Origin of the sequence: Aminobacter sp. DSM 101952 (assembly GCF_001424795.1) — a bacterium.
Taxonomy (GTDB): Bacteria; Pseudomonadota; Alphaproteobacteria; order Rhizobiales; family Rhizobiaceae; genus Aminobacter; species Aminobacter aganoensis.
The window spans coordinates 228944-250324 of sequence record NZ_LMCL01000031.1 but is presented as its reverse complement, the minus strand read 5'-3'; the positions used below and the strand labels follow the sequence as shown (position 1 = coordinate 250324).

Genomic DNA, 21381 nt, shown 5'->3' with positions numbered 1-21381 from the left:
GTCGACTGATCGCTCTTGCACCGCGATTGAGTGAAAATATGGCGCCGCCCTCACCCACGTCGCCGGTCGCCTCATAGCAGTGCCGGGTGGAGACCGGAACGGAAGGATTCAGGCTTTTTCGTGTTCGATGCTCGAATTTGGCCATATTTCAGGCAGTGCCCGTCACAGGAAATCGCTTTGGCATTTGCGAGGCACGAATCTTCTCTGCTGCGAGCCCCGGATGCCTCTCGTGCAGGCCAGGATTCGCCCGGCCAAGCCGCTTTGCCAAGGTTATCCGCCGCGCGGCAATACGGTGTAGACCCTGACGACAAAAGCATGGAACTCGGCCATGTAATTCCTCAGGAATTCGGCGGTGTCGTCATTCGTCACCTCGCCCTCATCGGTGATCAGGCCGGGCTTGAACTGGATGTAGGCTTCCGGGGCGTTCATCTGCGGCGAATTGCAGAAACTCAGCACGCTGCGCAGGCTCTGCTGCGCCACCGCCGTGCCGATGGCGCCGGGCGACGTGCCGATGACGGCCGAAGGCTTGCGGGTGAACGAATTCGTGCCATAGGGCCGGCTCGCCCAATCGATGGCGTTCTTCAGACCACCGGGAATGGAGCGATTGTATTCAGGCGTGACGAAGAGGATGGCGTCGACGCTCGCCAACGCCTGCTTGAAAGCACGGGCGGGGGGCGGAAAATCGGCATCGTAGTCATAACTGTAGAGCGGCAGGTCCCGAAACGAGATCTCCTCCATCTCGAGATGTTTCGGCGCCAGCCTGACCAATGCCTTGGCGAGCTTGCGGTTGATCGAGCCTGCGGCAAGGCTGCCGATGAAGTAACCGACCTTGTAGGTGTCCATGGCACAATCTCCATATTGCCTGCGACATCGGTCGCCGGCCTGACTACCCACCCCGAAGGGATAGTTCGCCAGTTCCGGCCAGATGTCACGACGATTTTGGAGATTGCGGGACTATTGGCGCCGAATGGAGACGAGCAGGAGCGACACCGGCTCGTTGGGCTCGATTTCCAGCACATCGGGACCATCGCCGGAATACAGCGTGTCCAATGCGGCAATGTCCTCGCCACCGACACGCACCGAGCCGGACGCAAAGAAGGCGAGGCTGGCGCCCTCCCCCACAGCGACCCTGGTCGGCTCTGCAAATTCCAGCCGCTGGACTGAATGGCTGATGCGGCCACGCCGGGTCATGACGTTGAAATCGAGCACCGGCCCGTCGATCAGTGTCGCCTCGGTGCTGACATCGCCCGGGAAAACGTAAGGCGCCGATGTTGGAGAAAGCGTGACCGGCGGCGCTGCGCCCGCCGCAAGCCGCATGCTCCCGGCCAGGACCGTCAGCGTCCGGTCGATGCCGGCAAAGACGGAAAACGGCCCGCCGCTCGCGACCTGCGCCATCGAGATGCGCCAATCGAAGCCGTCGAGACCGGTCGCGGGCGGCCAAGCCATGATTTCGGTCGTCACGCCGCCGCCGTTCTTCCACGGCATGGGGCGGCAGTCGGCGTGACGAATGATGCGCATGGTCATCCCAGGATCGTTAGCCCAAGATTCCAGGCAGGTTGAGGCCCTTGTCCTTGGCGCAGTCAACGGCAATGTCGTAGCCGGCGTCGGCATGGCGCATGACGCCGGTCGCCGGGTCGTTCCACAAAACGCGCTCCAGCCGGCGCGCCGCATCTTCGGTACCGTCGGCACAGATGACAACGCCGGAATGCTGCGAAAAGCCCATGCCGACGCCGCCGCCATGGTGCAGCGACACCCAGGTGGCGCCGGAAGCGGTGTTGAGCAGCGCATTGAGCAGCGGCCAGTCGGACACGGCGTCCGATCCGTCCTTCATCGCCTCGGTCTCGCGGTTCGGCGAGGCAACGGAGCCCGAGTCGAGATGGTCACGGCCGATGACGACGGGCGCCTTGAGCTCGCCCCTTGCGACCATCTCGTTGAAGGCGAGGCCAAGCCGGTGGCGGTCGCCGAGGCCGACCCAGCAGATGCGCGCCGGCAGGCCCTGGAAGTGAATGCGCTTGGCCGCCATGTCGAGCCAGTTGTGCAGGTGCGTGTTGCCAGGCGTCAGTTCCTTCACCTTGGCGTCGGTCTTGTAGATGTCTTCCGGATCGCCCGAGAGCGCTGCCCAGCGGAACGGACCGATGCCGCGGCAGAACAGCGGGCGGATGTAGGCCGGCACGAAGCCGGGGAAGTCGAACGCATTCTCCACGCCCTCTTCCAGCGCCATCTGGCGGATGTTGTTGCCGTAGTCGACGGTCGGAATGCCCATCTTGTGGAAATCGAGCATCGCCTTGACGTGGACCGCCATCGACGCGCGGGCAGCCTTCGCCACCGCATTGGGATCGCGCTGACGCTTGTCTTCCCACTCGGCCACAGTCCAGCCCTGCGGCAGGTAGCCGTTGACGGGATCATGCGCCGAGGTCTGGTCGGTCACGGCATCGGGCTTGATGCCACGCTTGACGAGTTCCGGGAAGACGTCGGCGGCGTTGCCCAGGAGAGCGACCGAAATCGCCTTCTTTTCCTTGCAGGCCTTGTCGATGATGGCGAGCGCGTCGTCGAGATCCTTGGCCTGGACGTCGACATAGCCAGTCTTCAGACGCATCTCGATGCGGCTCGGCTGGCATTCGACGGCAAGGCAGGAAGCCCCGGCCATGGTCGCGGCCAGAGGCTGTGCGCCACCCATGCCGCCGAGACCTGCCGTCAGTATCCAGCGGCCGGCGAGATCGCCGCCGAAATGCTGGCGGCCCATCTCGACGAAGGTTTCGTAAGTGCCCTGAACGATGCCCTGGCTGCCGATATAGATCCACGAGCCGGCGGTCATCTGGCCGTACATCATCAGGCCCTTCTTATCGAGGGCGTTGAAATGATCCCAATTGGCCCAGTGCGGCACGAGGTTGGAGTTTGCAAGCAGGACACGCGGCGCATCCTTGTGCGTGCGGAACACGCCGACCGGCTTGCCCGACTGGATCAGCAGCGTCTCGTCGGCCTCGAGCTTGCGAAGGGCGGCGACGATGCGGTCGAAGCTCTGCCAGTCGCGGGCGGCTCGGCCGATGCCGCCATAGACGACCAGTTCGCTCGGCTTTTCGGCGACCATCGGGTCGAGATTGTTCATCAGCATGCGCAGCGGCGCTTCGGTGAGCCAGCTCTTGGCAGTGAGCTCCGTACCGGTGGCGGCGCGGATGACGCGGTCATTGTCGATGCGGGAATGTTGGGTCATGCGTAAGCCTCCTAGGAGTGTCGGCTGCCCGCCCAAGCGAGCGCGGTTTCGAGAATCTTGGTGAGCGTCGCGCGCATCGGCGCGGCGAATGCGGGATCGTAGCGGCTCGGCCAGTTGGAAGGCGCGACCTTGCCTTCCGGCTCCAGCATGTAGCCGCGGCAGGACAGCTCCATCTGCAGGGCGTGGACGCCATGTTCCGGGCGACCGTGGTGGCGGGTGATCCAGCCACCCTTGAAACGGCCATTGACGACGGAGGGTCGGCCCGTCGCCGCCATCAGCGCGGCAACCTGGTCCTGCAAGGCAGGGTCGGCGCTGGTGCCGGAGTTGGTGCCAAGATTGAACAGCGGCAGCTTGCCTTCAAATAGCCTCGGGATGACCGAGCGGATCGAATGGCAGTCATAGAGCACGATCTGCGGATGCAGCGCCCGCAGGCGGGCGACCTCCTTCTCGAGGGCGGCATGATACGGCTCGAAATAGGTTGCGCGGCGACGTGCAACCTCGTTGTCGTCGGGCGCCTGCCCTTCTTTATACAACGCCTCGCCGTCGAAGGTCGTGGTCGGGCAAAGCTCGGTCGTCGCCTGGCCGGGATAGAGCGAGACTCCAGAGGGATCGCGGTTGACGTCGATGATCGAGCGCGAAACCGTGGTGCGAACGACCGTCGCGCCCAGCTCGTCGGCGAAGTCGTAAAGCTGCTCGATCCACCAGTCGGTGTCACGCCGGGCAAGCCAGGGCGAGACGAAGCTGCCGTCGAGCCCAGCAAGATCGGTACCGGTGTGGGGGATACTGACGAGCAGCGGGGCATCGCCCCGCTTGACCGTCAGCCAGGAGCTATCGCTCATGCCTGAGCCCCTGAAATCTGCGGCAAGGCCACGCTGCCAAGCGCTTCGACGATCGCCCCGGTGCGGATCATGGCGATGGCCTTTTCCATGTCGGGATGGAAATGACGGTCATCGTCGAGATGCGGCACCTGCGCCCTGACCAGCTTGCGCACCGCTTCAAGCGCCTCGCTCGATGCCAGCGGGGCATGGAAATCGCAGCCCTGGGCAGCGGCCAGCAGTTCGATGCCGAGCACGCCATTGGCGTTTTCGATCATCGACAGCAGCCGGCGGGCGCCGTGGGCAGCCATCGAGACATGATCTTCCTGGTTGGCTGAGGTCGGGATGGAATCGACGGATGCCGGGTAGGCTTTCTGCTTGTTCTCGGAAACCAGTGCTGCAGCAGTGACCTGCGGGATCATGAAGCCCGAGTTCAGGCCCGGCTTGGGCGTCAGGAATGCCGGCATGCCGGAGAGCGCCGGGTCGACCAGCATGGCGATGCGGCGCTCGGACAGAGAGCCGATCTCGCAAACGGCCAGCGCGATCATGTCGGCGGCAAAGGCCACCGGTTCGGCGTGGAAATTGCCGCCGGAAAGCGCCGTGTCGTCTTCGGTGAAGATCAGCGGATTGTCGGTGACGCCATTGGCTTCGGTGCCAAGTGTGTCGGCGGCCTTGCGCAGCACGTCGAGGGCCGCGCCCATCACCTGAGGCTGGCAGCGCAGGCAATACGGGTCCTGGACACGTTCGTCGCCGACGCGGTGGCTTTCGCGGATGGCGCTGCCGGCCATCAGGTTACGCAGCGCCTCTGCCGTCTCGATCTGGCCGCGGTGCTTGCGCAGCAGATGGATACGCGGGTCGAACGGGGCGTCGGAGCCCTTGGCGGCGTCGGTCGACAGCGCGCCGGTGACCAGTGCCGACTTGTACAGGACTTCGGCGTCGAACAGCGCCGCAAGGGCATAGGCTGTCGAGAACTGGGTGCCGTTGAGCAGCGCAAGCCCTTCCTTGGCGCCAAGGGTGATCGGCTCGAGTTCGTGGGTGACGAAGGCAACCTTGGAGGGCACGATGCCATGCGGGGTGTGGCAATCGCCGACGCCGATCATCGTCGCGGTCATGTGCGACAGCGGCGCCAGATCGCCCGAGGCGCCGACCGAGCCCTGCGCCGGCACGACCGGGATGACACCCTTGGCCAGCATCGCCTGCAGCAGGTCGATGGTCTGCTCGCGTACGCCGGAGGCACCCTGCGCCAGGCTTGCCAGCTTGAGCGCCATCATGAGGCGCGTCACCGCCACCGGCATGGCCTCGCCGACGCCCGCGGCATGGGAGAGCACGATGTTGCGCTGCAGGGTTTCAAGGTCATCCGCCGGGATGCGAACGCTGGCCAACTTACCGAAGCCGGTGTTGATGCCGTAGACCGGCTCGCCCTTGGCGACGATCCTGGCCACCGTTTCGGCGCTGGCCCTGATCCTGGGGCGGCAGGTCGGGTCGAGTTCGGGCACGGCGCCACGATAGATGGCGCGCCAATCGGCCAGCGTTGCGTTGCCGGGCTTCAGAACGAGCGTAGTCATTTACCTCTCCAGATACGGGCATGGAGCGGGTTGAACCCCATGCGATAGACAAGTTCGGCCGGGCTTTCGATGTCCCAGATGGCAAGGTCGGCCCATTTGCCGGCTTCGAGTGTGCCGGTCTCGGCCTGAAGGCCGAGCGCATGCGCGGCTTCGCGGGTGGCGCCGGCGATGCATTCGTCGACCGTCATGGCAAACAGGGTAGCCGCCATGTTCATGGCCAGAAGCAGCGAGGTCAGCGGCGAGGTGCCGGGGTTATTGTCGGTGGCGACGGCCATGCGGACGCCATGCTTGCGGAACAGGTCGACCGGCGGCTTCTTGGTCTCGCGGATGAAATAGTAGGCACCGGGCAGGATGACGGCGACCGTTCCGGCCTTTGCCATGGCAATCGCGCCGGCCTCGTCCGTGTACTCGAGATGGTCGGCCGACAGCCCGCCGTAGCGCGCGGCGAGTGCCGCGCCGCCAAGATTGGACAGTTGGTCGGCATGGAGCTTGACCGGCAGGCCGCGTGCCGTGGCCGCATCGAAGACACGCGCAATCTGATTGGGCGAGAAGGCGATGCCCTCGCAGAAGCCATCGACGGCGTCGGCCAGGCCTTCATCGGCGATCCTGGCCAGCATCGGACCGGCAACGAGGTCGATATAGGCATCCTTGTCGCCATTGGCTTCCTGCGGCAGGGCATGGGCCCCGAGGAATGTCGTGCGCACCGTCACTGGCCGCACCCCGGCCAGCTGCCTCGCGGCGCGCAGCGACTTGGCTTCGTTGTCGAGGTCGAGGCCGTAGCCCGACTTGACCTCGACCGTCGTCACACCTTCGGCGATCAGCACATCAAGACGCGGCAAGGTCTGGGCCACCAGCTCGGCTTCGCTCGCCGCGCGCAGCGACTTGACCGACGAGACAATGCCGCCCCCTGCCCGCGCCACCTCTTCATAGGTGGCGCCGGCGAGGCGCATCTCGAACTCGTTGGCGCGATTTCCCGCGTGAACCAGGTGGGTGTGGCAGTCGATCAGGCCCGGCGTGATCCAGCGCCCCTGGCAATCGACAACTTCGGCACCGGACAGCAGGCCGGCAGGCATGTCGGCTTCAGGACCGGCATAGACGATGCGGCCGTCGCGCGCCGCGACCGCGCCGGCCTCGACAACGCCAAGACCTGACGTGCCCTCGGCCAGCGTCGCCAGTCGCGCATTGCGCCAAACCCTTGCCGATCCTGTCGATTGAGCGCCAACCATGATCTTTTTCGTTTCCTCCACTTTCAATTATGTATATACATATCTAAGCGCGATGCAAGTGCTATCGTGGGGTTTGCGACAGCGGTGAGGAGATTATGGTGGCAACGATCTTTGCGGAACAGGCGCTTCTGGCCGATGGCTGGCAACGAAACGTGCGGCTGACGCTGGCCGACGGACGCATCGAACAAGTGGAAACCGGAGCCGTGGCCACCCCAAGCGACGAGCGCCATGCCATCGTGCTGCCTGGCATGCCGAACCTGCACAGCCACGCCTTCCAACGTGGCATGGCCGGCCTTGCCGAAATCCGCGGTCCCTCCTCCGACAGTTTCTGGTCCTGGCGCGAGGTGATGTACAAGTTCGCGCTGTCGATGACGCCGGACCAGGTCGAGGCGGTCGCCGCACAGCTTTATGTCGAGATGTTGGAGGCCGGCTTCAGCAGGGTCGGCGAGTTCCACTATCTCCACCACGACCGCGACGGCAGCCCCTACGCCAACATCGCCGAGATGGCCGAGCGCATCGCGGCAGCCTCGGTCGACACCGGCATCGGGCTCACCCTACTGCCGGTGTTCTACGCGCATTCCGGGTTCGGCGGTACGCCGACCAATGACGGCCAACGGCGATTCATCAACGATACGAATCGCTTCGCGAAGCTTTTTGAGAAGTGTGGCGAGGCAGTCGCCGACGTCGATGGCGCGGTGCTCGGTCTTGCGCCGCACAGCCTGCGCGCAGCGACCCCGGACGAATTGCCGGTCGTCACCGCCATGACCACCGGGCCGATCCACATCCACATCGCCGAACAGGTGAAGGAAGTCGAAGATTGCGTCGCCTGGTCGGGCAACCGGCCGGTCGAGTGGCTACTGCGTAATGCCGACGTCGACAAACGCTGGTGCCTGATCCACGCCACGCACATGACCGAGGCCGAGACGATCGCCATGGCCCGGTCGGGAGCGGTCGCCGGACTGTGTCCGATCACCGAGGCCAATCTCGGCGACGGCGTCTTTTCGGCGCCGCTGTTCGTCGAACATGGCGGCAGGTACGGCGTCGGCTCGGATTCGAATGTCGAGATCGGCGTCGGCGGCGAGCTGCGCATGCTCGAATATTCGCAACGGCTGGCGCATCGCGCCCGCAATGTGCTTGCGACATCGGGCCAATCGACAGGGCGCGCGCTGTTCGACGCCGCCCTCGCAGGCGGATCGCAGGCGCTCGGCGCCAGATACGCTGCCATCGCGGCGGGTGCGCCTGCGGATTTCATCTCGCTCGACGCCACCCACCCGACGCTGGCGGGAAAATCAGGAGACGCCATTCTCGACGCCTGGATCTTCGCGCGCGGCGGCAAGGTCGATTGTGCCTGGGTCTATGGGCGCAAAGTCGTATCGGATGGCCAACATTTCCGCCGAGATGCTATTGCGGCGCGGTTCCGGAGCGTGATGATGCAACTGACGGCGGCGTAAAGGCGGGGGACTCCTGGTGCCTGATTCGATAGCGGACCTTGTTGAAACGCCGGAGAGCGGCGATGCCGCGACGTCGCTCTACCAGCGCATCCTCAACGACATCCGGGACCGCATCGTTTCGGGCGAATGGGAACCCGGCTATCGCATTCCCTTCGAACACGAACTGACCGAGGAATATGGCTGTTCGCGCATGACGGTGAACAAGGCGCTGTCGCAGCTCGCCAAGGCCGGGCTGATCGAGCGGCGTCGGCGCTCTGGCAGTTTCGTCCGCCGGCCGCAGTCGCAGGCAGCCGTGCTCGAGATTCACGACATCCGCATCGAGGTCGAAGCGCTTGGCCTGCCCTATCGCTACGAGTTGATGTCGCAGATCAAGCGACGCGCCGGCGCCGGCGACCGCGACAGGCTGGGATCGAGCGTGTCGGGCCAGTTGCTGGCATTGAAATGCCGCCACCATGCCGGCGCGCGGCCATTTTGCGTCGAAGACCGGCTAATCAACCTCGCCGCGGTGCCTGAGGCCGCCGACGAGGAATTCATCGAAACAGCACCCGGCCCGTGGCTGATCGGACAAGTGCCGTGGAGTGCCGCCGAACACGTCATCCGGGCAGCTGCCGCCGATGCCGAGACAGCAGCGGATCTCGGCCTGTCCGCCGGAGCGCCCTGCCTGGTCATCGAAAGGCGGACCTGGAGCGCCGAGCGTCCCGTCACGCATGTGCGCTTCATCTATCCAGCGAATGCCCATGCGGTGGTCGCGCGCTTCACGCCGTCCGACAGCTAGAAAAAAGCAAAAACGCCGCGCATCCCGGGGACGCGCGGCGTTTCTTTGGGCTCGAAGCCGAAAGAAATCGTCAGGCAGCAGCCGTGACGATGATCTCGACCTTGTATTCCGGGCCGGCCAGCTTGGCTTCGCCGGTGGCGCGCGCCGGCGTGTTGCCCTGCGGCACCCAGCCATCCCACACCGAGTTCATTTCGGCGAAGGTCGACATGTCGTCGAGCCAGATGATCGCCTGGAGTATCTTGGTCTTGTCGGTGCCGGCCTTGGCCAGCAGCGCGTCGATCTCGGCCAAGATGGCCTTGGTCTGCGCGGCAACACTTTCGCCCGGGGCACCGACCTGGCCTGCCAGGTAAACGGTGTTGTTGTGGATGACGATCTGGCTCATGCGAGGGCCGACATCGATACGACGAACGCTCATGGTGGTCTCCTTCCGTTACAGGTGGCGCCTTCTTAGATTTTGCTGGCCCTTGGACGCAAGGCCGCAATAGTCAAATTCCGTGGGCCAGCACGGTTCGCCGCGGTGCTGCAGGGAAAATGCACTGCTTTGTCGCAGCGCGTCGTTGACTAATGTAATAACATCACATATCCAGGGCTCGAACGAGCGGTTGCCTGTGGACAGATCGATGACCGACGCCTGCCTGACATTCAAGGACCTGACGCTGGGCTACAACAGCCATCCGGCGGTCCATCACCTGAACGGCTCAATCAGGACCGGTTCGCTGACGGCGGTCGTCGGCGCCAATGGCTCGGGCAAGTCCACGCTGATGAAAGGCATCGTCGGCGTGTTGAAGCCGATGGCCGGCAGTTGCACGCTCGCTCCCGGCAAACGCATCGCCTATCTGCCACAGCAATCGGAGCTCGACCGCAGCTTTCCTTCTCGCGTCGTCGATCTCGTGTCGCTCGGCCTGTGGCCGAGGCGCGGCCTGCTCGGCCGCTATACCAAGGAAGATCGCGAAGCCGTCGGCCACGCCTTGATGGCGGTCGGGCTGGAAGGCTTCGAGAAACGGCCGATCGACACGCTGTCTGGCGGACAGCTGCAGCGCGCGCTGTTTGCCCGCGTGCTGGTCCAGGACGCCGACATCATCCTGCTCGACGAGCCGTTCAACGCGGTCGACGCCAAGACGGTCGGCGACCTGATCAGGCTGATCAAGCGCTGGCACGGCGAAAACCGCACGGTAATGGTGGTCGCCCACGATCTCGAACTGGTGCGTGCACATTTTCCCGACACCCTGCTGCTCGCCCGCCAGCCGATCGCATGGGGCGAAACGATCGAGACGCTGCGGCCGGAAAACCTCCTGAGGGCCCGGCGTTTCGACGAAGCCTGGCACGACGATGCACCATGGTGCGAGCCGGAACCCGGCCATGCCCACGCGCATGGCCATGACGACCACCACCATCATGAGCACGGCGAGGTCCACGGCCATCCCGATCATGAATCTGGCCCGCGGGCAGCTTGACGATGTATGATTTCCTGATCGCTCCGTTCGTCGAGTTCGGCTTCATGCAGCGTGCGCTTGCCGGCTCGCTGATGCTGGCGCTTGGTGCCTGCCCTGTCGGCGTGTTCCTGATGCTGAGGCGCATGAGCCTGACCGGCGACGCCATGGCGCATGCCATCCTGCCAGGCGCTGCCGCCGGCTTCCTGCTCTACGGTTTGCAGATCGTGCCAATGACCATCGGCGGGCTGATTGCCGGCGTCATCGTGGCGCTCGGTGCCGGCGCGGTGTCGCGCTTCACCGTCCAGCGCGAAGACGCCTCGATGGCCGCCTTCTACCTGATTTCACTGGCGCTCGGCGTGCTGATCGTGTCGCTGCGCGGCTCGAGCGTCGACCTGATGCATGTGCTGTTCGGTACGGTGCTGGCGCTCAACGACGATGCGCTGACGCTGATCGCCTTGATCTCGGGCATCACGCTTTTTACGCTGGCGATCTTCTGGCGCGCGCTGGTCGCCGAGTGTCTCGACCCGTTGTTCCTGCGCTCGGTCAGCCGGCTGGGCACGCCGGTCCATTTCATCTTCCTCGGCCTTGTCGTGCTCAATCTCGTCGGCGGCTTCCAGGCGCTTGGAACACTGCTTTCCGTAGGCCTGATGATGCTGCCGGCCGCAGCCGCCCGCTTCTGGACGGCGCGGGTCGAACCGATGTGCGCGCTGGCCTTCGGCTTTGGCTCGGTCTCCTGCGTCGCCGGGCTGCTGGTGTCCTACCATGCCTCCCTGCCCTCGGGCCCGGCGATCATCCTTTCCGCCGGTGCGATCTATCTGGCGTCCATCCTGTTCGGCACGCGCGGCGTCTTCAACACCAAGCTGCGCCGCCACCGCCACCGCACCGCCTGAACCCTTCGAAATTCCGATCCTCAAGACAGGAGAACTTCATGCTCAGGAAGATTGCTTTCGCCTCCGCTTTGAGCGTTATAACATTAACTTCCGCATGGACCGCTTCGGCTTCGGCCGAGCCGCTGAAAGTCGTGGCGAGTTTCTCGATCATTGGCGACTTTGCCACAAATGTCGGCGGTGACCGCATCGAACTGACCACGCTGGTCGGCCCGGATGGCGACGCCCATGTCTACGAGCCCTCGCCGGCCGACGCGGTCAGCATGTCCAAGGCCGATGTCGTGCTGGTCAACGGCCTGCAGTTCGAAGGCTTCCTGCAACGCCTCGTCGAAGCCAGCGCCACCAAGGCTTCGGTGGTCGAACTGACCAAGGGCGTCGAGCCGATCAAGATGAAGGAAGAACACGAGCACGCTGCCGAGGCGGACAGCGACCATCACAACCATGGCGACCTCGATCCGCATGCCTTCCAGTCGGTCGCCAACGCCAGGATCTATGTGAGGAACATCGCCGACGCATTTTGCGCTGCCGACGTCACCAACTGCGACATCTACAAGGCCAACGCGCTTGCCTACACCGCCAAACTCGACGCAGCCGATGAAGAGATCAAGACGACGGTGGCAGGCATCCCCGAGGACAAGCGCACGGTCATCACCTCGCATGATGCCTTCGGCTATTTCGAGAACGCCTATGGCCTGACCTTCCTGGCGCCGGAAGGCATCTCGACCGAGGCCGAAGCCTCCGCCGCCGACGTCGCTGCACTGATCATGCAGGTACGGGGCGACAAGGCGTCGGCGATCTTTCTCGAAAACATCACCAATCCGCGACTGATCGAGCAGATTTCTTCGGAAACCGGCGTCAAGGTCGGCGGCACGCTCTACTCCGATGCGCTGTCCAAGGCCGGCGGCCCGGCGACCACCTACATCGACATGATGAAAGCCAACATCGGCACTATCAAAGCAGCCATATCGGGAATCTGACGACCCTCACGCGCCCGACAATCCAGCGCCTTCAATGACTTGGCGCGACGTCCGGCGAAACTGATTCAAGCAATCGAGGCCGGCAGATGCCGGCCCAACAGCCTCGGCGTACCCTGCCCGACAAAGGCGGGACTCTGTCGTGCCGCCCGGTTTGATTTGTTACGTAATAACATATGGAGCTACCTATGAAGTCCCTGCTTTCGGCCGCATCGGCCTTGGCTATTTTCGCCGCCTCTCCGATTACACCAGCCCATGCCGAGGAAAAATCGGCATGGCGGCTGTTCGTTTCCGATCACGCCCAACCGATCGTCCACGCCATCGACATGGAGACGGGTCATAAGATCGACACTTTCACCATCAAGGCGCCAACCAGCCTCTACCGCAGCGACAGCGGCCGTACCGTCTTTGCCGTGCAGGGCAAGGGAGATGTGATCTCGGCGCTTTCGAGCGGCATTTCCTTCGGCGACCATGGCGATCACGGCGACATCGACGTCGAGGCGCCAAAGCTTCTCGACATCAGCTTCGAGGGCAAGAAACCATCGCATTTCGTCGACCATGATGGCGACATCGCCTTGTTCTTCGATGGCGAAGGAAAGGCGCGGGTTACAAGGGAGGCAGACATCCTCGAGGGCAAACCGGCCATTCGCGAAGTGGCTACCGACGCGCCGCATCACGGCGTGGCCATCGCGCTGGGCGACCACGTGCTGGTGTCGGAGCCAAACGCTGAAAAGCCCGATGAACTGCCCGTCGGCATTCGCGTGGTCGACCGCTCCGGAGCATCTGTCGGCGATCTGCACGAATGCCCGGACCTGCATGGCGAGGCGTCGTCGGGCAATCTGATCGCCGTTGCCTGTGCCAAGGGCCTGCTCGTCATGTCGGCTGGCAAAGGTGCCCCGGCAATCGACCTGCTGCCTTACGCCGGCCTTCCCGAAGGCAAGTCGACCACGCTGGTGGGCGGCCGTGGCCTGCAGTATTTTCTCGGCAACTATGGCCCCAGCGCCGTCGTACTGATCGACCCGAAGTCCGAAGACGCCTTCAGGCTGCTCGAACTGCCGACACGCCGCGTGCATTTCGCCGTCGATCCGGTGCGGGCAAAATTCGCCTATGTCTTCACAGAGGATGGCAGCCTGCACCGTATCGACGTGGTGGCCGCCAAGTTGGATGGCTCGCTCAAGCTGACCGAGCCCTACAGCATGGACGGCCACTGGAGCGATCCGCGCCCGCGCATCGCCGTTGCCGGCGACCGCATCGTCGTCTCGAACCCGCTGAAGGGCCTGCTGCACACCATAGACGCCGAGACGTTTGAACAGACAACCGACATTGCAGTCGAAGGCAGGCCGTTCAATCTCGTTGCCGTCGGCGGCTCCGGCGAAACCCACTGACATGACGGGGAGCCGGCCTGAACCGGCTCCCCGCCTGCTCTGCTACCTCCAGACGGTTGCCCCGACGCGCCGAGAGTGGCAAGACTGGCTTCGACCAGCCGCGCATGCGGCCACGAACCCTGCGAGGACGAACATGGAATTTCGCCAGATCACCGACGAATACTCGGTTTCCGGCCAGATCACGCCGGACGAAGTTGCCGCCATCAAGGCCGCTGGCTTCAAGAGCGTCATCTGCAACAGGCCCGACGACGAGCAGCCCGGCCAGCCTTCCGCGGACAGCGTCAAGGCGGCGGTCGAGGCCGCCGGCCTCGCTTTCCGCTACATCCCCGTCATCAGCGGCCAGATGACCGGCGACAACGTTGCCGACATGGCCGATGCGCTCGACGAGATGGATGGCCCGGTCTTCGCCTATTGCCGCTCCGGCACGCGCTGCACCAACCTCTACATGGCGATCCAGCAAAGCAAGGGCTGACTGAGAAAGCGGCCGGCCGGTTTGCAGGACAGGCGATTGTGACCTAAATTATCACAGGGATCGCGCCATGAACATTTCGGTTGCAGAAGCCAAGGCCAAGTTTTCCGAACTTATCGAACGGGTGGAAGCCGGCGAGGAGATCGTTGTTACACGCGACGGCAAGGCTGTGGCCACGATTGCTGCTCCCGTAGAAGTCGCGTCATCGCGCCAGAGCATCATTGGCGCGATGAAAGGCAAGGTCTGGATCGCCGATGAATTTGACGAACTCGGCCCTGAATGGGACGAATACGCCAAGTGAGCGACCCGAAATTCCTTCTGGACTCAATGAACGCGGAACTCCGATACTATCGATCAATGAGCACCACGCGTCGCGCGTCGAGCATCTTGCCGACCATCATCGCGACCCATTCGACCGGCTGCTGATCGCTCAGGCACAAGTCGAGAACCTCGTCATCCTGACCGCTGATCCGATGTTTGCGCGCTACGATGTAGCGCTCGCCTAAAGGCCCAGCCCTTCGACCTCCCCAACGCGGAACTGCAAATCGTAGTCCAGGAAGAACTCGTCGAGTTGCGGCGGTGCGACCGACGTACCGGACAGCATCGCATGTACCTGCCCGCGGTGGTGGATCTGGTGGATGAACAGATGCGCCAGCAGGTCGCCGATGCGTTCCGGTATCTGCCCGGCTTCGCCTCTGTCGGAAAGGACTCGCCGGTCGAGATCGGCTTCAGCCAGCCGGTCACAGACGGCCACCAGCCTGCGATCGAACACCAACTGCGCCTCCGCCAGAGCCACGGCATCCTCGAACACGACGAAGCGATCGAATATCCTGCGTCCCTCTCCCGTCTCCTCGATCATGTCGAGATAATAGAGGTCGACCTCGAGGATGTGGTTCAGCGTTTCCTGGAGCGAGGGAAAGAAGCTGGTGCGCGTGGCCGCGAACTCACCAGGCTGCAGGGCCGTCACGGCGCGGTAGATGCGGTCGTTGGACCACAAATTGTTCCGCGCCATGCGGCAAAAATGGCTCGTCATGTCCATGGCGGCCTCAGGCCGGCTCGAACCTGCCAACCTGGCGTTCGATCGCACCGAAGATCGAGTGGCCGGACTTGTCCTTCATCTCGACCCGCAGCGTGTCGCCGAGCGAAACCGACAGCGCCTCGACCGCGCCCCTGACGATGGCGCCGGTGCCCAGCGGTCTGGTCGACGCCGCATCGGCAATCAGCTTCGGAAAGCTGGTCCAGCCGACCGAGGCAATGCTTCGCGTGCCCGCCTGCAGCGGCAGGTGCACCGCACCGTCCCAGGCATCGCCCAGTTCGTCGGGCGTCACCGCGACAGGCGACAGAGCCGACGTTCCGCTGTGGCCGGCATCGAGGTCCGTGTCGGCCGAGAGCACAACAAGGGCAATGGCGTCCTTGGCGGCGTCGGCCGTCGCGCCCATCGCAACGTCTGCGACGATCACGGCAACGGCCGCCTCTATCTTGGCATCGCGCGTCTTGCCGGCCAGTTCGATCGGATCGCGCGGGCCGACAAAGGCATCGCCGCCGCCGAGGCGCTGGTAGGCGCGTGGCAGGGGCGAATGGGCGTCATGCTCATGGAAGCGCGACGAAGGCACCGAACCGATTTCCAGCGAATCCGCCAATGCTGTGAGGTGCGGGAAAATCCGACGCCAGTCGTCCAGCGCCGCCTGCAAGTTCGGCGCCAGGAAGGATGCATCGGTGTATCGCGTCAGGTCGCGCGAGACGATGACCAGTTTCCCGTCACGCGAACCGTTCTTCAGCGTCGCCAGTTTCATGCAGGTCCTCCCGATTGCGGGCGTCATCGCCCTCGACCACCACAACAAGCCCGTCGCGGCCGATCGTCAAGGGACCATTCCATGTTTTCCTGACAGCCTCGACCCAGTCGGCCTCGCCTATCTCGGGATCGTCGGCGGGAATGAGGTGATTGAGCACCAGGCGGCCGACGCCGGCACGCGCCGCGATCGTGCCCGCCTCGCCGGCAAGGCTGTGGCTTGCCATCAGATGCTCGCGCAACCGCGCGCCGTTGCCGGTGCGCGCCACCAGCCGCTCGACGCCTTCTTCCAGCATCGCCTCGTGCAGCAGGATGTCGGCGCCGCGCGCGAAATCCGCCAAGGGCGGGAAAAAGGCGGTGTCGGCGGAAAAGACGATTGCCGTGCCCTGGTGTTCGAAGCGCAGGGCGAAGCACTCGGTGACAGGCGGGTGGTCGACGCGCAGGGCTGTGACCGACAGATCGCCGTCGCGCAGCACCTCACCCTCGCCGAACTCCACGACCTCGACCATCTCGCGCAGATCTGGTCGGCCTTCGTCGATGATCCGGATTTCGATGTCGAATTCAAGCGCTTGCACGAAACCCTGCCAGTATCGATTCAAGCCGGCAGGACCGAAAACCTTGACCGGCGTCGCAAGCCCGGCCGTCCAGGCGGTGTGGAGCAAGGCGCCCAGCTCGAGCACGTGGTCGGAATGGAGATGGGTGATGAAAATCAGGTCGAGCGCCTTGAGGCTGAGACCGGCATCGGTCACTCCGCGCGTCACGCCGAGCCCGCAATCCACGACGATTGTACGCCCGCCGAGCTCAACCAGCGTGGATGTCGGCCAAGGGCCACCGGGGCGGATCGCCGGGCCACCCTTCGTGCCAAGCAGAACGATACGATATTTGCTCATCCAAAATCCCGTGCTGATTGCAAGGTCGCTGCCAGGTTAAGACTAATGATTGCAGGCGCGTTTTCGCAGCGATAACATCATGTCAGTCTGGCTATGGGAACATACGAAGGGTTTACGTCAATGGTCGCAAGGCCTTCGTTGGCATCAAAACTCTGGACAGTATGCATCTCACTCGGGCTGTTGCTCTGCTGCCAGTACGCTGTGCTGGCAAAGGAAATGCCTTTGTGGGAAGGGCAGCACAAAGATGCCCGCCTTCTGGAAGTGGATAAGAAATTCGTAGAAGGCATACGGCAAGCGACAGGCAACCGGCTGGACAGGGGAGCACAGCACGCGATCAAGAGAGGTTGGGAGCCATTCAACGCCAATGATTACGAGCAGGCTATCCGGCGCTTCAATCAAGCCTGGCTGCTAGATCCCGACAACGGCGCGCTCTATTGGGGTTTTGCCCTCACAACACATTTGCGCGGCGATGATCTGGCGGTAGTTGAGCGTTGGTTCGCAGAAGCCGAGAATCGGTTGCCCAACGTTGCAGAACTGCTGACGGATCACGGACGCATTCTGGAGGAACATGACCAACCGGAACGTGCCCTTACCTATTTCAAAAGATCGCTAGTCATCAATCCAACCTCGAAGCTACACATAGCGGCATAGCGTTTGCGGCCAGAAAGCTCGGCGACAAGGAGCTGGAAGAATTTCACACCAAGCAGAGCATCAATCTGAAAGGCAACGCGAATTGACCTGAACTGCTTCGTTGCCGCACGCGCAGAGCCAAAAACGTCAGTCGACGCGGCGCGGATACTGGACGCGAGGCGGGATCCAGTGATGGACGAGCGCCAGCACAAGCAGGCTGATGCAGCTCAGCAGCACGACGACGAACAGCGTGCTGCCCTGAAAAGGCGTGGCTGTCGCCACAAGCGGAATCGCACCTGCTGGCGGATGGGTAACGCGGAACATCAGCATCAGCGCGATCGAGACACCGACCGCGACCGCCGAGACCTCCCACATTCCGGGAAACGCCATAGCAGCCGCCACCCCGATCATCGTCGCGATGAAGTAGCCGGCGAAAATGTTGATCGGCTGGGCCAGAGGGCTGGCCGGCTGGCCGAACAGCAGGACCGCGGTCGCGCCCAGCGGCGCGATGAGCATCGGCAGGCCGGTGACTGAGGCAAGGCCACCGACGGCGGCCAGGCCGACGATCGCGCCCGATCCCGACTTGACGTGCGAGATCATCTGTCCTTTCGGCTCATGCCGAGCAGTAAGGGTGCGTATGTGACTGCGCATCGTCGTTTCCAGCCGAAGGGCCCGCTTCGATAGCAACAGCGGCTTCGGCTGACAACGGGGCTTTATTCGAAAATTTCACCTTACAGTGAAAAAACTTTCCTTGCGTCACCAATCCATCACCACTTTGCCGGAATTGCCGCTGCGCATGGCGTCAAAACCGGCCTGGTAGTCGTCGATGCCGATGCGGTGCGTGATGAGGCCCGTCACGTCGAGCGGCCCTTGCACCAGCGCGATCATCTTGTACCAGGTCTCGAACATCTCACGGCCGTAGATGCCCTTGAGATGCAGCATCTTGAAGATGACCTTGTTCCAGTCGATCTCGAAGCCGGTCGGGGCGATGCCGAGGATGGCAATCTTGCCGCCATTGTTCATGGTGTCGATCATGTCGCGGAAGGCGACCGCTGAACCCGACATCTCAAGCCCGATATCGAAACCTTCGGTCATGCCCTCGTCGCGCATCACGTCGCGCAGTTTCTCCTTCGACGCATCGACCACGTGATGGACGCCGAGCTTTTTCGCCAGCGCCAGACGGACAGGGTTGATGTCGGTGATGACGACCTTCCTGGCGCCGACGCACTGGGCGACCAGAGCCCCCATGATGCCGATCGGCCCGGCACCGGTGACCAGCACATCCTCGCCGACCAGATCGAAGGACAGGGCCGTGTGCACGGCATTGCCGAGCGGGTCGAAGATCGCGGCGATCTCGTCGGACACGTCGTCGGGGATCGGCACGACGTTGTGCTGGGGGATGGCGACATATTCAGCGAAGGAGCCGGGGCGGTTGACACCGACGCCCAGCGTGTTGCGGCAGAGGTGCCCCCGCCCGGCGCGGCAGTTGCGACAGTGGCCGCAGACGATGTGACCCTCGCCCGATACTCGCTGGCCAACCTTGTAGTCCTTCACGCCGGCGCCGAAATCGGCAACAGTGCCGACGAACTCATGCCCCGTCACCATGGGCACCGGCACCGTCTTCTGCGCCCACTGGTCCCAATTGTAGATGTGGACGTCGGTGCCGCAGATCGCCGACTTCCTGACCTTGATCAGCACGTCGTTGGGGCCGATCTCGGGCACTGGTACCTCTTCCATCCAGATGCCCGGTTCGGCCTTGGCCTTCACCAGAGCGCGCATCATGTTCGACATTGTCTTCTCCTGCGAATCCCTTGACCCAGAATCGCTTTTGGCGCTGCCGGTGGCTTAAGAAACGACGCCCAATTCTCGCCCGACGTCGCCGAAAGCGGCCACCGCTCGGTCAATATCGGCAGCAGAATGCGCCGCCGACATCTGCGTGCGGATGCGCGCCTGCCCCTTTGGCACGACCGGGAACGAGAAGCCGATGACGTAGATGCCACGCTTGAGCATCTGCGCCGCCATTTCCTGGGCGAGCGAGGCGTCTCCCAGCATGACAGGAATGATCGGATGGTCGGCGCCGGCGAGCGTGAAGCCGAGCTTGCGCATGCCCGAGCGAAACCGGGCGGCATTGGCATAGAGCTTTTCGCGCAAGGCTCCGCCCGAGGCGATCATGTCGAGCACCTTGATCGAGGCACCGGCTATCGACGGGGCCAGCGTGTTGGAGAACAGATAAGGCCTGGAACGCTGCCGCAGCCAATCGACCGTCTCGCGCTTGGCCGAGGTGTAGCCGCCGGAAGCGCCGCCAAGCGCCTTGCCCAGCGTCCCGGTGATGACGTCGACCCTGCCCTCGACGCCGCAATGCTCCGGCGTGCCGCGACCGTGCTTGCCGACGAAGCCCACGGCATGGCTGTCGTCGACCATCACCATCGCCCCATATTTTTCGGCCAGGTCGCAGACGCCCCCAAGATTGGCGATGATGCCGTCCATCGAGAACACCCCGTCGGTGGCGATCAGCTTGAAGCGGCTGCCCTCGGCCTTCCTCAATTCCTCCTCAAGCGCCGCCATGTCGTTGTTGGCGTAGCGAAAGCGCCTGGCCTTCGACAGGCGCACGCCATCGATGATCGAGGCGTGGTTGAGGGCATCGGAAATGATCGCGTCCTCTTCGCCCAGCAGCGTTTCGAACAGGCCGGCATTGGCGTCGAAGCAGGAGGAATAGAGGATCGTGTCCTCCATTCCGAGGAATGCCGACAGCTTCGTTTCCAGTTCCTTGTGCTCTTCCTGCGTGCCGCAGATGAAGCGCACCGAGGCCATGCCATAGCCGTAGCGGTCGAGGGCTTTCTTGGCGGCGTCGCGCAACTCGTGGCTGTCGGCAAGGCCGAGATAGTTGTTGGCGCAGAAATTCAGCACCCTTTCGCCGCCGACCTCGATCTCGGCGCTCTGCGTCGAGGTGATGACGCGCTCGGACTTGTAGAGCCCGGCCGATTTCAGTCCCTCCAACTCGGAGGACAGATGGGACAAAAACGCTTTGCTCATGGCCAGCTTGCCGCCTCAAATTCGAGTGCATCTGGTCGAGTGTCGTCCCTGCCCGGGTCAAAATCCATCACAAAAGCGACGGCGGGACGAATGGACGCCATCCGCCCCGCCACCCAGTCAGGTCAGTTCAGCGGCGCGCCGATGATGTCGATGCCGTTGCGGGCGCAAGCCTCGGTCAGCATGGCGATGACTTCAGCTGTCGGTGCTTCCTGCGGCGGGATCTCCGCCCTCGGGGCCGGAATGCTGACTTCGCGCACCATGCGCTCGAAATCGCCGCGCGTCGTGATGGTCAGGCAGCGGGCGCCCTCGGCGGATTCGACGCGATAGCTGTGCGGAATGCCCTTCGGCGCCAGCATGGTCTGGCCGGCGCGGCCGTAAAGGTCCTTGCCACCGACATTAAAGCGCACCACGCCCTCGAGAATGTGGAAGACCTCGTCCTCGTTGCGGTGAATATGGAGCGGCGGCGACGAGCCGTACGGCATCAGGTGCTCGATGACGCTGATGGTGTCGGCGCCCGCCTGACCCGAAACCCGGATGGTCGCAAGACTGCCGTTGAACCACAGCAGTTCGCCATCATTCTCGGTCTTTGCATGAATGGTCACTGTGTTTTCCTTTTCGAACAAGCGCAGCGCCGGGCGCCGCGATGGCCTTGCTCTAAGGGGTGAGCGTATCCGTTCGAATTCAGCAAAACCGAAAGCTGTATCCGCAATCTGAAACACTTCGCGCCTCGTACGAACCAGGAATCGAGAGCAGTTGTCACGAATACGACGCCTGCAAGCGCCGCTTCCCTTATCGCTGCCGGGTATCGGCCACGCTATCCTTGGTGCACATCAAGCCTGCGCCCGGGG

The 21381-nt window shown here is 63.5% G+C and carries 24 protein-coding genes; 10 read left to right on the top strand and 14 right to left on the bottom strand.

All coding sequences use genetic code 11. From position 1 onward, the window contains the following. Positions 1-270 precede the first annotated feature (270 nt). The 6 genes from ASC75_RS19715 to hutI form a co-directional block, all read right to left on the bottom strand. Positions 271-843: an NADPH-dependent FMN reductase gene (locus ASC75_RS19715; protein WP_055979017.1), complete on the bottom strand. Its 573-nt coding sequence runs from the start codon at positions 841-843 to the stop codon at positions 271-273. 111 nt (positions 844-954) lie between these two features. Beyond that, positions 955-1524, bottom strand: coding sequence for a HutD family protein (locus tag ASC75_RS19710; RefSeq protein WP_244487883.1), 570 nt, complete (start codon positions 1522-1524; stop codon positions 955-957). Positions 1525-1534: 10 nt separating this feature from the next. Further along, positions 1535-3211 (bottom strand): urocanate hydratase, encoded by a 1677-nt coding sequence (hutU, locus tag ASC75_RS19705; RefSeq protein WP_055979013.1) that lies wholly within the window; start codon positions 3209-3211, stop codon positions 1535-1537. A gap of 11 nt (positions 3212-3222) precedes the next feature. After that, entirely contained in the window at positions 3223-4050 is an 828-nt protein-coding gene (gene hutG / locus ASC75_RS19700; protein WP_055979010.1) for an N-formylglutamate deformylase, read from the bottom strand. After that, positions 4047-5591 (bottom strand): histidine ammonia-lyase, encoded by a 1545-nt coding sequence (hutH, locus tag ASC75_RS19695; RefSeq protein ID WP_055979007.1) that lies wholly within the window; start codon positions 5589-5591, stop codon positions 4047-4049. Before hutH ends, hutG begins: the two co-directional genes overlap by 4 nt. Continuing rightward, the gene (hutI, locus tag ASC75_RS19690; RefSeq protein ID WP_055979284.1) at positions 5588-6817 is read right to left on the bottom strand and encodes an imidazolonepropionase; all 1230 of its coding nucleotides are present in this window, start codon (positions 6815-6817) and stop codon (positions 5588-5590) included. Before hutI ends, hutH begins: the two co-directional genes overlap by 4 nt. A 98-nt stretch (positions 6818-6915) precedes the next feature. Here hutI and ASC75_RS19685 point away from each other — a divergent pair, with 98 nt between their 5' ends. Both ASC75_RS19685 and hutC read left to right on the top strand, forming a co-directional pair. After that, positions 6916-8268 carry a formimidoylglutamate deiminase gene (locus tag ASC75_RS19685; RefSeq protein ID WP_156381327.1) on the top strand — a complete coding sequence of 451 codons (1353 nt, stop codon included), beginning with the start codon at positions 6916-6918 and terminating at the stop codon, positions 8266-8268. Between the two features lie 16 nt (positions 8269-8284). Continuing rightward, positions 8285-9043 carry a histidine utilization repressor gene (gene hutC, locus ASC75_RS19680; protein ID WP_244487882.1) on the top strand — a complete coding sequence of 253 codons (759 nt, stop codon included), beginning with the start codon at positions 8285-8287 and terminating at the stop codon, positions 9041-9043. Between the two features lie 70 nt (positions 9044-9113). Here hutC and ASC75_RS19675 read toward each other — a convergent pair whose 3' ends face one another. Then, entirely contained in the window at positions 9114-9458 is a 345-nt protein-coding gene (locus ASC75_RS19675; protein ID WP_055979001.1) for a RidA family protein, read from the bottom strand. Between the two features lie 205 nt (positions 9459-9663). On the opposite strand from ASC75_RS19675, the gene aztA reads away from it, so the two are divergent. The 7 genes from aztA to ASC75_RS26495 all read left to right on the top strand — a co-directional run bounded on the left by aztA (position 9664) and on the right by ASC75_RS26495 (position 14697). Further along, the gene (gene aztA / locus ASC75_RS19670; protein WP_055978998.1) at positions 9664-10497 is read left to right on the top strand and encodes a zinc ABC transporter ATP-binding protein AztA; all 834 of its coding nucleotides are present in this window, start codon (positions 9664-9666) and stop codon (positions 10495-10497) included. A 2-nt stretch (positions 10498-10499) separates the two neighbouring features. Then, on the top strand, positions 10500-11366 hold the full coding sequence (gene aztB / locus ASC75_RS19665; RefSeq protein WP_055978995.1) for a zinc ABC transporter permease AztB: 867 nt from the start codon (positions 10500-10502) through the stop codon (positions 11364-11366). A 38-nt stretch (positions 11367-11404) separates the two neighbouring features. Then, positions 11405-12340 carry a zinc ABC transporter substrate-binding protein AztC gene (aztC, locus tag ASC75_RS19660; protein ID WP_055978992.1) on the top strand — a complete coding sequence of 312 codons (936 nt, stop codon included), beginning with the start codon at positions 11405-11407 and terminating at the stop codon, positions 12338-12340. Positions 12341-12525: 185 nt separating this feature from the next. After that, positions 12526-13722: a zinc metallochaperone AztD gene (gene aztD / locus ASC75_RS19655; protein ID WP_055978989.1), complete on the top strand. Its 1197-nt coding sequence runs from the start codon at positions 12526-12528 to the stop codon at positions 13720-13722. A gap of 133 nt (positions 13723-13855) precedes the next feature. Beyond that, the gene (locus ASC75_RS19650) at positions 13856-14194 is read left to right on the top strand and encodes a TIGR01244 family sulfur transferase (protein WP_055978986.1); all 339 of its coding nucleotides are present in this window, start codon (positions 13856-13858) and stop codon (positions 14192-14194) included. A 67-nt stretch (positions 14195-14261) separates the two neighbouring features. After that, entirely contained in the window at positions 14262-14492 is a 231-nt protein-coding gene (locus ASC75_RS19645; protein WP_055978983.1) for a type II toxin-antitoxin system prevent-host-death family antitoxin, read from the top strand. Then, a complete protein-coding gene (locus ASC75_RS26495) occupies positions 14446-14697 on the top strand; it encodes a type II toxin-antitoxin system VapC family toxin (protein WP_082496671.1) in 252 nt (83 codons plus the stop codon). The genes ASC75_RS19645 and ASC75_RS26495 overlap by 47 nt, the downstream gene beginning before the upstream one ends. Here ASC75_RS26495 and ASC75_RS19640 read toward each other — a convergent pair. From ASC75_RS19640 to ASC75_RS19630, 3 genes are read right to left on the bottom strand one after another with little or no spacing between them, the layout of a single operon-like run. Continuing rightward, on the bottom strand, positions 14694-15230 hold the full coding sequence (locus ASC75_RS19640) for a DinB family protein (RefSeq protein ID WP_055978980.1): 537 nt from the start codon (positions 15228-15230) through the stop codon (positions 14694-14696). The two genes, ASC75_RS26495 and ASC75_RS19640, sit on opposite strands and share 4 nt — an antisense overlap. A gap of 7 nt (positions 15231-15237) precedes the next feature. After that, positions 15238-15984, bottom strand: a complete 747-nt coding sequence (locus tag ASC75_RS19635; RefSeq protein ID WP_055978977.1) for a fumarylacetoacetate hydrolase family protein — start codon at positions 15982-15984, stop codon at positions 15238-15240. After that, positions 15950-16870: an MBL fold metallo-hydrolase gene (locus ASC75_RS19630; RefSeq protein ID WP_055978974.1), complete on the bottom strand. Its 921-nt coding sequence runs from the start codon at positions 16868-16870 to the stop codon at positions 15950-15952. Before ASC75_RS19630 ends, ASC75_RS19635 begins: the two co-directional genes overlap by 35 nt. Before the next feature lie 138 nt (positions 16871-17008). On the opposite strand from ASC75_RS19630, the gene ASC75_RS19625 reads away from it, so the two are divergent. Continuing rightward, a complete protein-coding gene (locus ASC75_RS19625; protein ID WP_156381326.1) occupies positions 17009-17521 on the top strand; it encodes a tetratricopeptide repeat protein in 513 nt (170 codons plus the stop codon). A 126-nt stretch (positions 17522-17647) separates the two neighbouring features. Here the strand turns inward: ASC75_RS19625 and ASC75_RS19620 are convergent, their stop codons facing one another. The 4 genes from ASC75_RS19620 to ASC75_RS19605 all read right to left on the bottom strand — a co-directional run bounded on the left by ASC75_RS19620 (position 17648) and on the right by ASC75_RS19605 (position 21135). Beyond that, positions 17648-18100 (bottom strand): HPP family protein, encoded by a 453-nt coding sequence (locus ASC75_RS19620; RefSeq protein WP_244487881.1) that lies wholly within the window; start codon positions 18098-18100, stop codon positions 17648-17650. A gap of 156 nt (positions 18101-18256) precedes the next feature. Further along, the gene (tdh, locus tag ASC75_RS19615) at positions 18257-19291 is read right to left on the bottom strand and encodes an L-threonine 3-dehydrogenase (RefSeq protein WP_055978966.1); all 1035 of its coding nucleotides are present in this window, start codon (positions 19289-19291) and stop codon (positions 18257-18259) included. 54 nt (positions 19292-19345) lie between these two features. After that, positions 19346-20533 (bottom strand): glycine C-acetyltransferase, encoded by a 1188-nt coding sequence (locus ASC75_RS19610; RefSeq protein WP_055978963.1) that lies wholly within the window; start codon positions 20531-20533, stop codon positions 19346-19348. A 122-nt stretch (positions 20534-20655) separates the two neighbouring features. Beyond that, a complete protein-coding gene (locus ASC75_RS19605) occupies positions 20656-21135 on the bottom strand; it encodes a cupin domain-containing protein (RefSeq protein WP_055979276.1) in 480 nt (159 codons plus the stop codon). Positions 21136-21381: the final 246 nt, after the last annotated feature.

Excerpts from the sequence above, each read along its gene's own strand:
- ASC75_RS19715 (WP_055979017.1), bottom strand. The coding sequence starts at position 843 with ATGGACACCTACAAGGTCGGTTACTTCATCGGCAGCCTTGCCGCAGGC.
- ASC75_RS19710 (WP_244487883.1), bottom strand. The coding sequence starts at position 1,524 with ATGACCATGCGCATCATTCGTCACGCCGACTGCCGCCCCATGCCGTGG.
- hutU (WP_055979013.1), bottom strand. The coding sequence starts at position 3,211 with ATGACCCAACATTCCCGCATCGACAATGACCGCGTCATCCGCGCCGCC.
- hutG (WP_055979010.1), bottom strand. The coding sequence starts at position 4,050 with ATGAGCGATAGCTCCTGGCTGACGGTCAAGCGGGGCGATGCCCCGCTG.
- hutH (WP_055979007.1), bottom strand. The coding sequence starts at position 5,591 with ATGACTACGCTCGTTCTGAAGCCCGGCAACGCAACGCTGGCCGATTGG.
- hutI (WP_055979284.1), bottom strand. The coding sequence starts at position 6,817 with ATGGTTGGCGCTCAATCGACAGGATCGGCAAGGGTTTGGCGCAATGCG.
- ASC75_RS19675 (WP_055979001.1), bottom strand. The coding sequence starts at position 9,458 with ATGAGCGTTCGTCGTATCGATGTCGGCCCTCGCATGAGCCAGATCGTC.
- aztA (WP_055978998.1), top strand. The coding sequence starts at position 9,664 with ATGACCGACGCCTGCCTGACATTCAAGGACCTGACGCTGGGCTACAAC.
- aztB (WP_055978995.1), top strand. The coding sequence starts at position 10,500 with ATGTATGATTTCCTGATCGCTCCGTTCGTCGAGTTCGGCTTCATGCAG.
- aztC (WP_055978992.1), top strand. The coding sequence starts at position 11,405 with ATGCTCAGGAAGATTGCTTTCGCCTCCGCTTTGAGCGTTATAACATTA.
- aztD (WP_055978989.1), top strand. The coding sequence starts at position 12,526 with ATGAAGTCCCTGCTTTCGGCCGCATCGGCCTTGGCTATTTTCGCCGCC.
- ASC75_RS19650 (WP_055978986.1), top strand. The coding sequence starts at position 13,856 with ATGGAATTTCGCCAGATCACCGACGAATACTCGGTTTCCGGCCAGATC.
- ASC75_RS19645 (WP_055978983.1), top strand. The coding sequence starts at position 14,262 with ATGAACATTTCGGTTGCAGAAGCCAAGGCCAAGTTTTCCGAACTTATC.
- ASC75_RS26495 (WP_082496671.1), top strand. The coding sequence starts at position 14,446 with ATGAATTTGACGAACTCGGCCCTGAATGGGACGAATACGCCAAGTGAG.
- ASC75_RS19640 (WP_055978980.1), bottom strand. The coding sequence starts at position 15,230 with ATGGACATGACGAGCCATTTTTGCCGCATGGCGCGGAACAATTTGTGG.
- ASC75_RS19635 (WP_055978977.1), bottom strand. The coding sequence starts at position 15,984 with ATGAAACTGGCGACGCTGAAGAACGGTTCGCGTGACGGGAAACTGGTC.
- ASC75_RS19630 (WP_055978974.1), bottom strand. The coding sequence starts at position 16,870 with ATGAGCAAATATCGTATCGTTCTGCTTGGCACGAAGGGTGGCCCGGCG.
- ASC75_RS19620 (WP_244487881.1), bottom strand. The coding sequence starts at position 18,100 with ATGATCTCGCACGTCAAGTCGGGATCGGGCGCGATCGTCGGCCTGGCC.
- tdh (WP_055978966.1), bottom strand. The coding sequence starts at position 19,291 with ATGTCGAACATGATGCGCGCTCTGGTGAAGGCCAAGGCCGAACCGGGC.
- ASC75_RS19610 (WP_055978963.1), bottom strand. The coding sequence starts at position 20,533 with ATGAGCAAAGCGTTTTTGTCCCATCTGTCCTCCGAGTTGGAGGGACTG.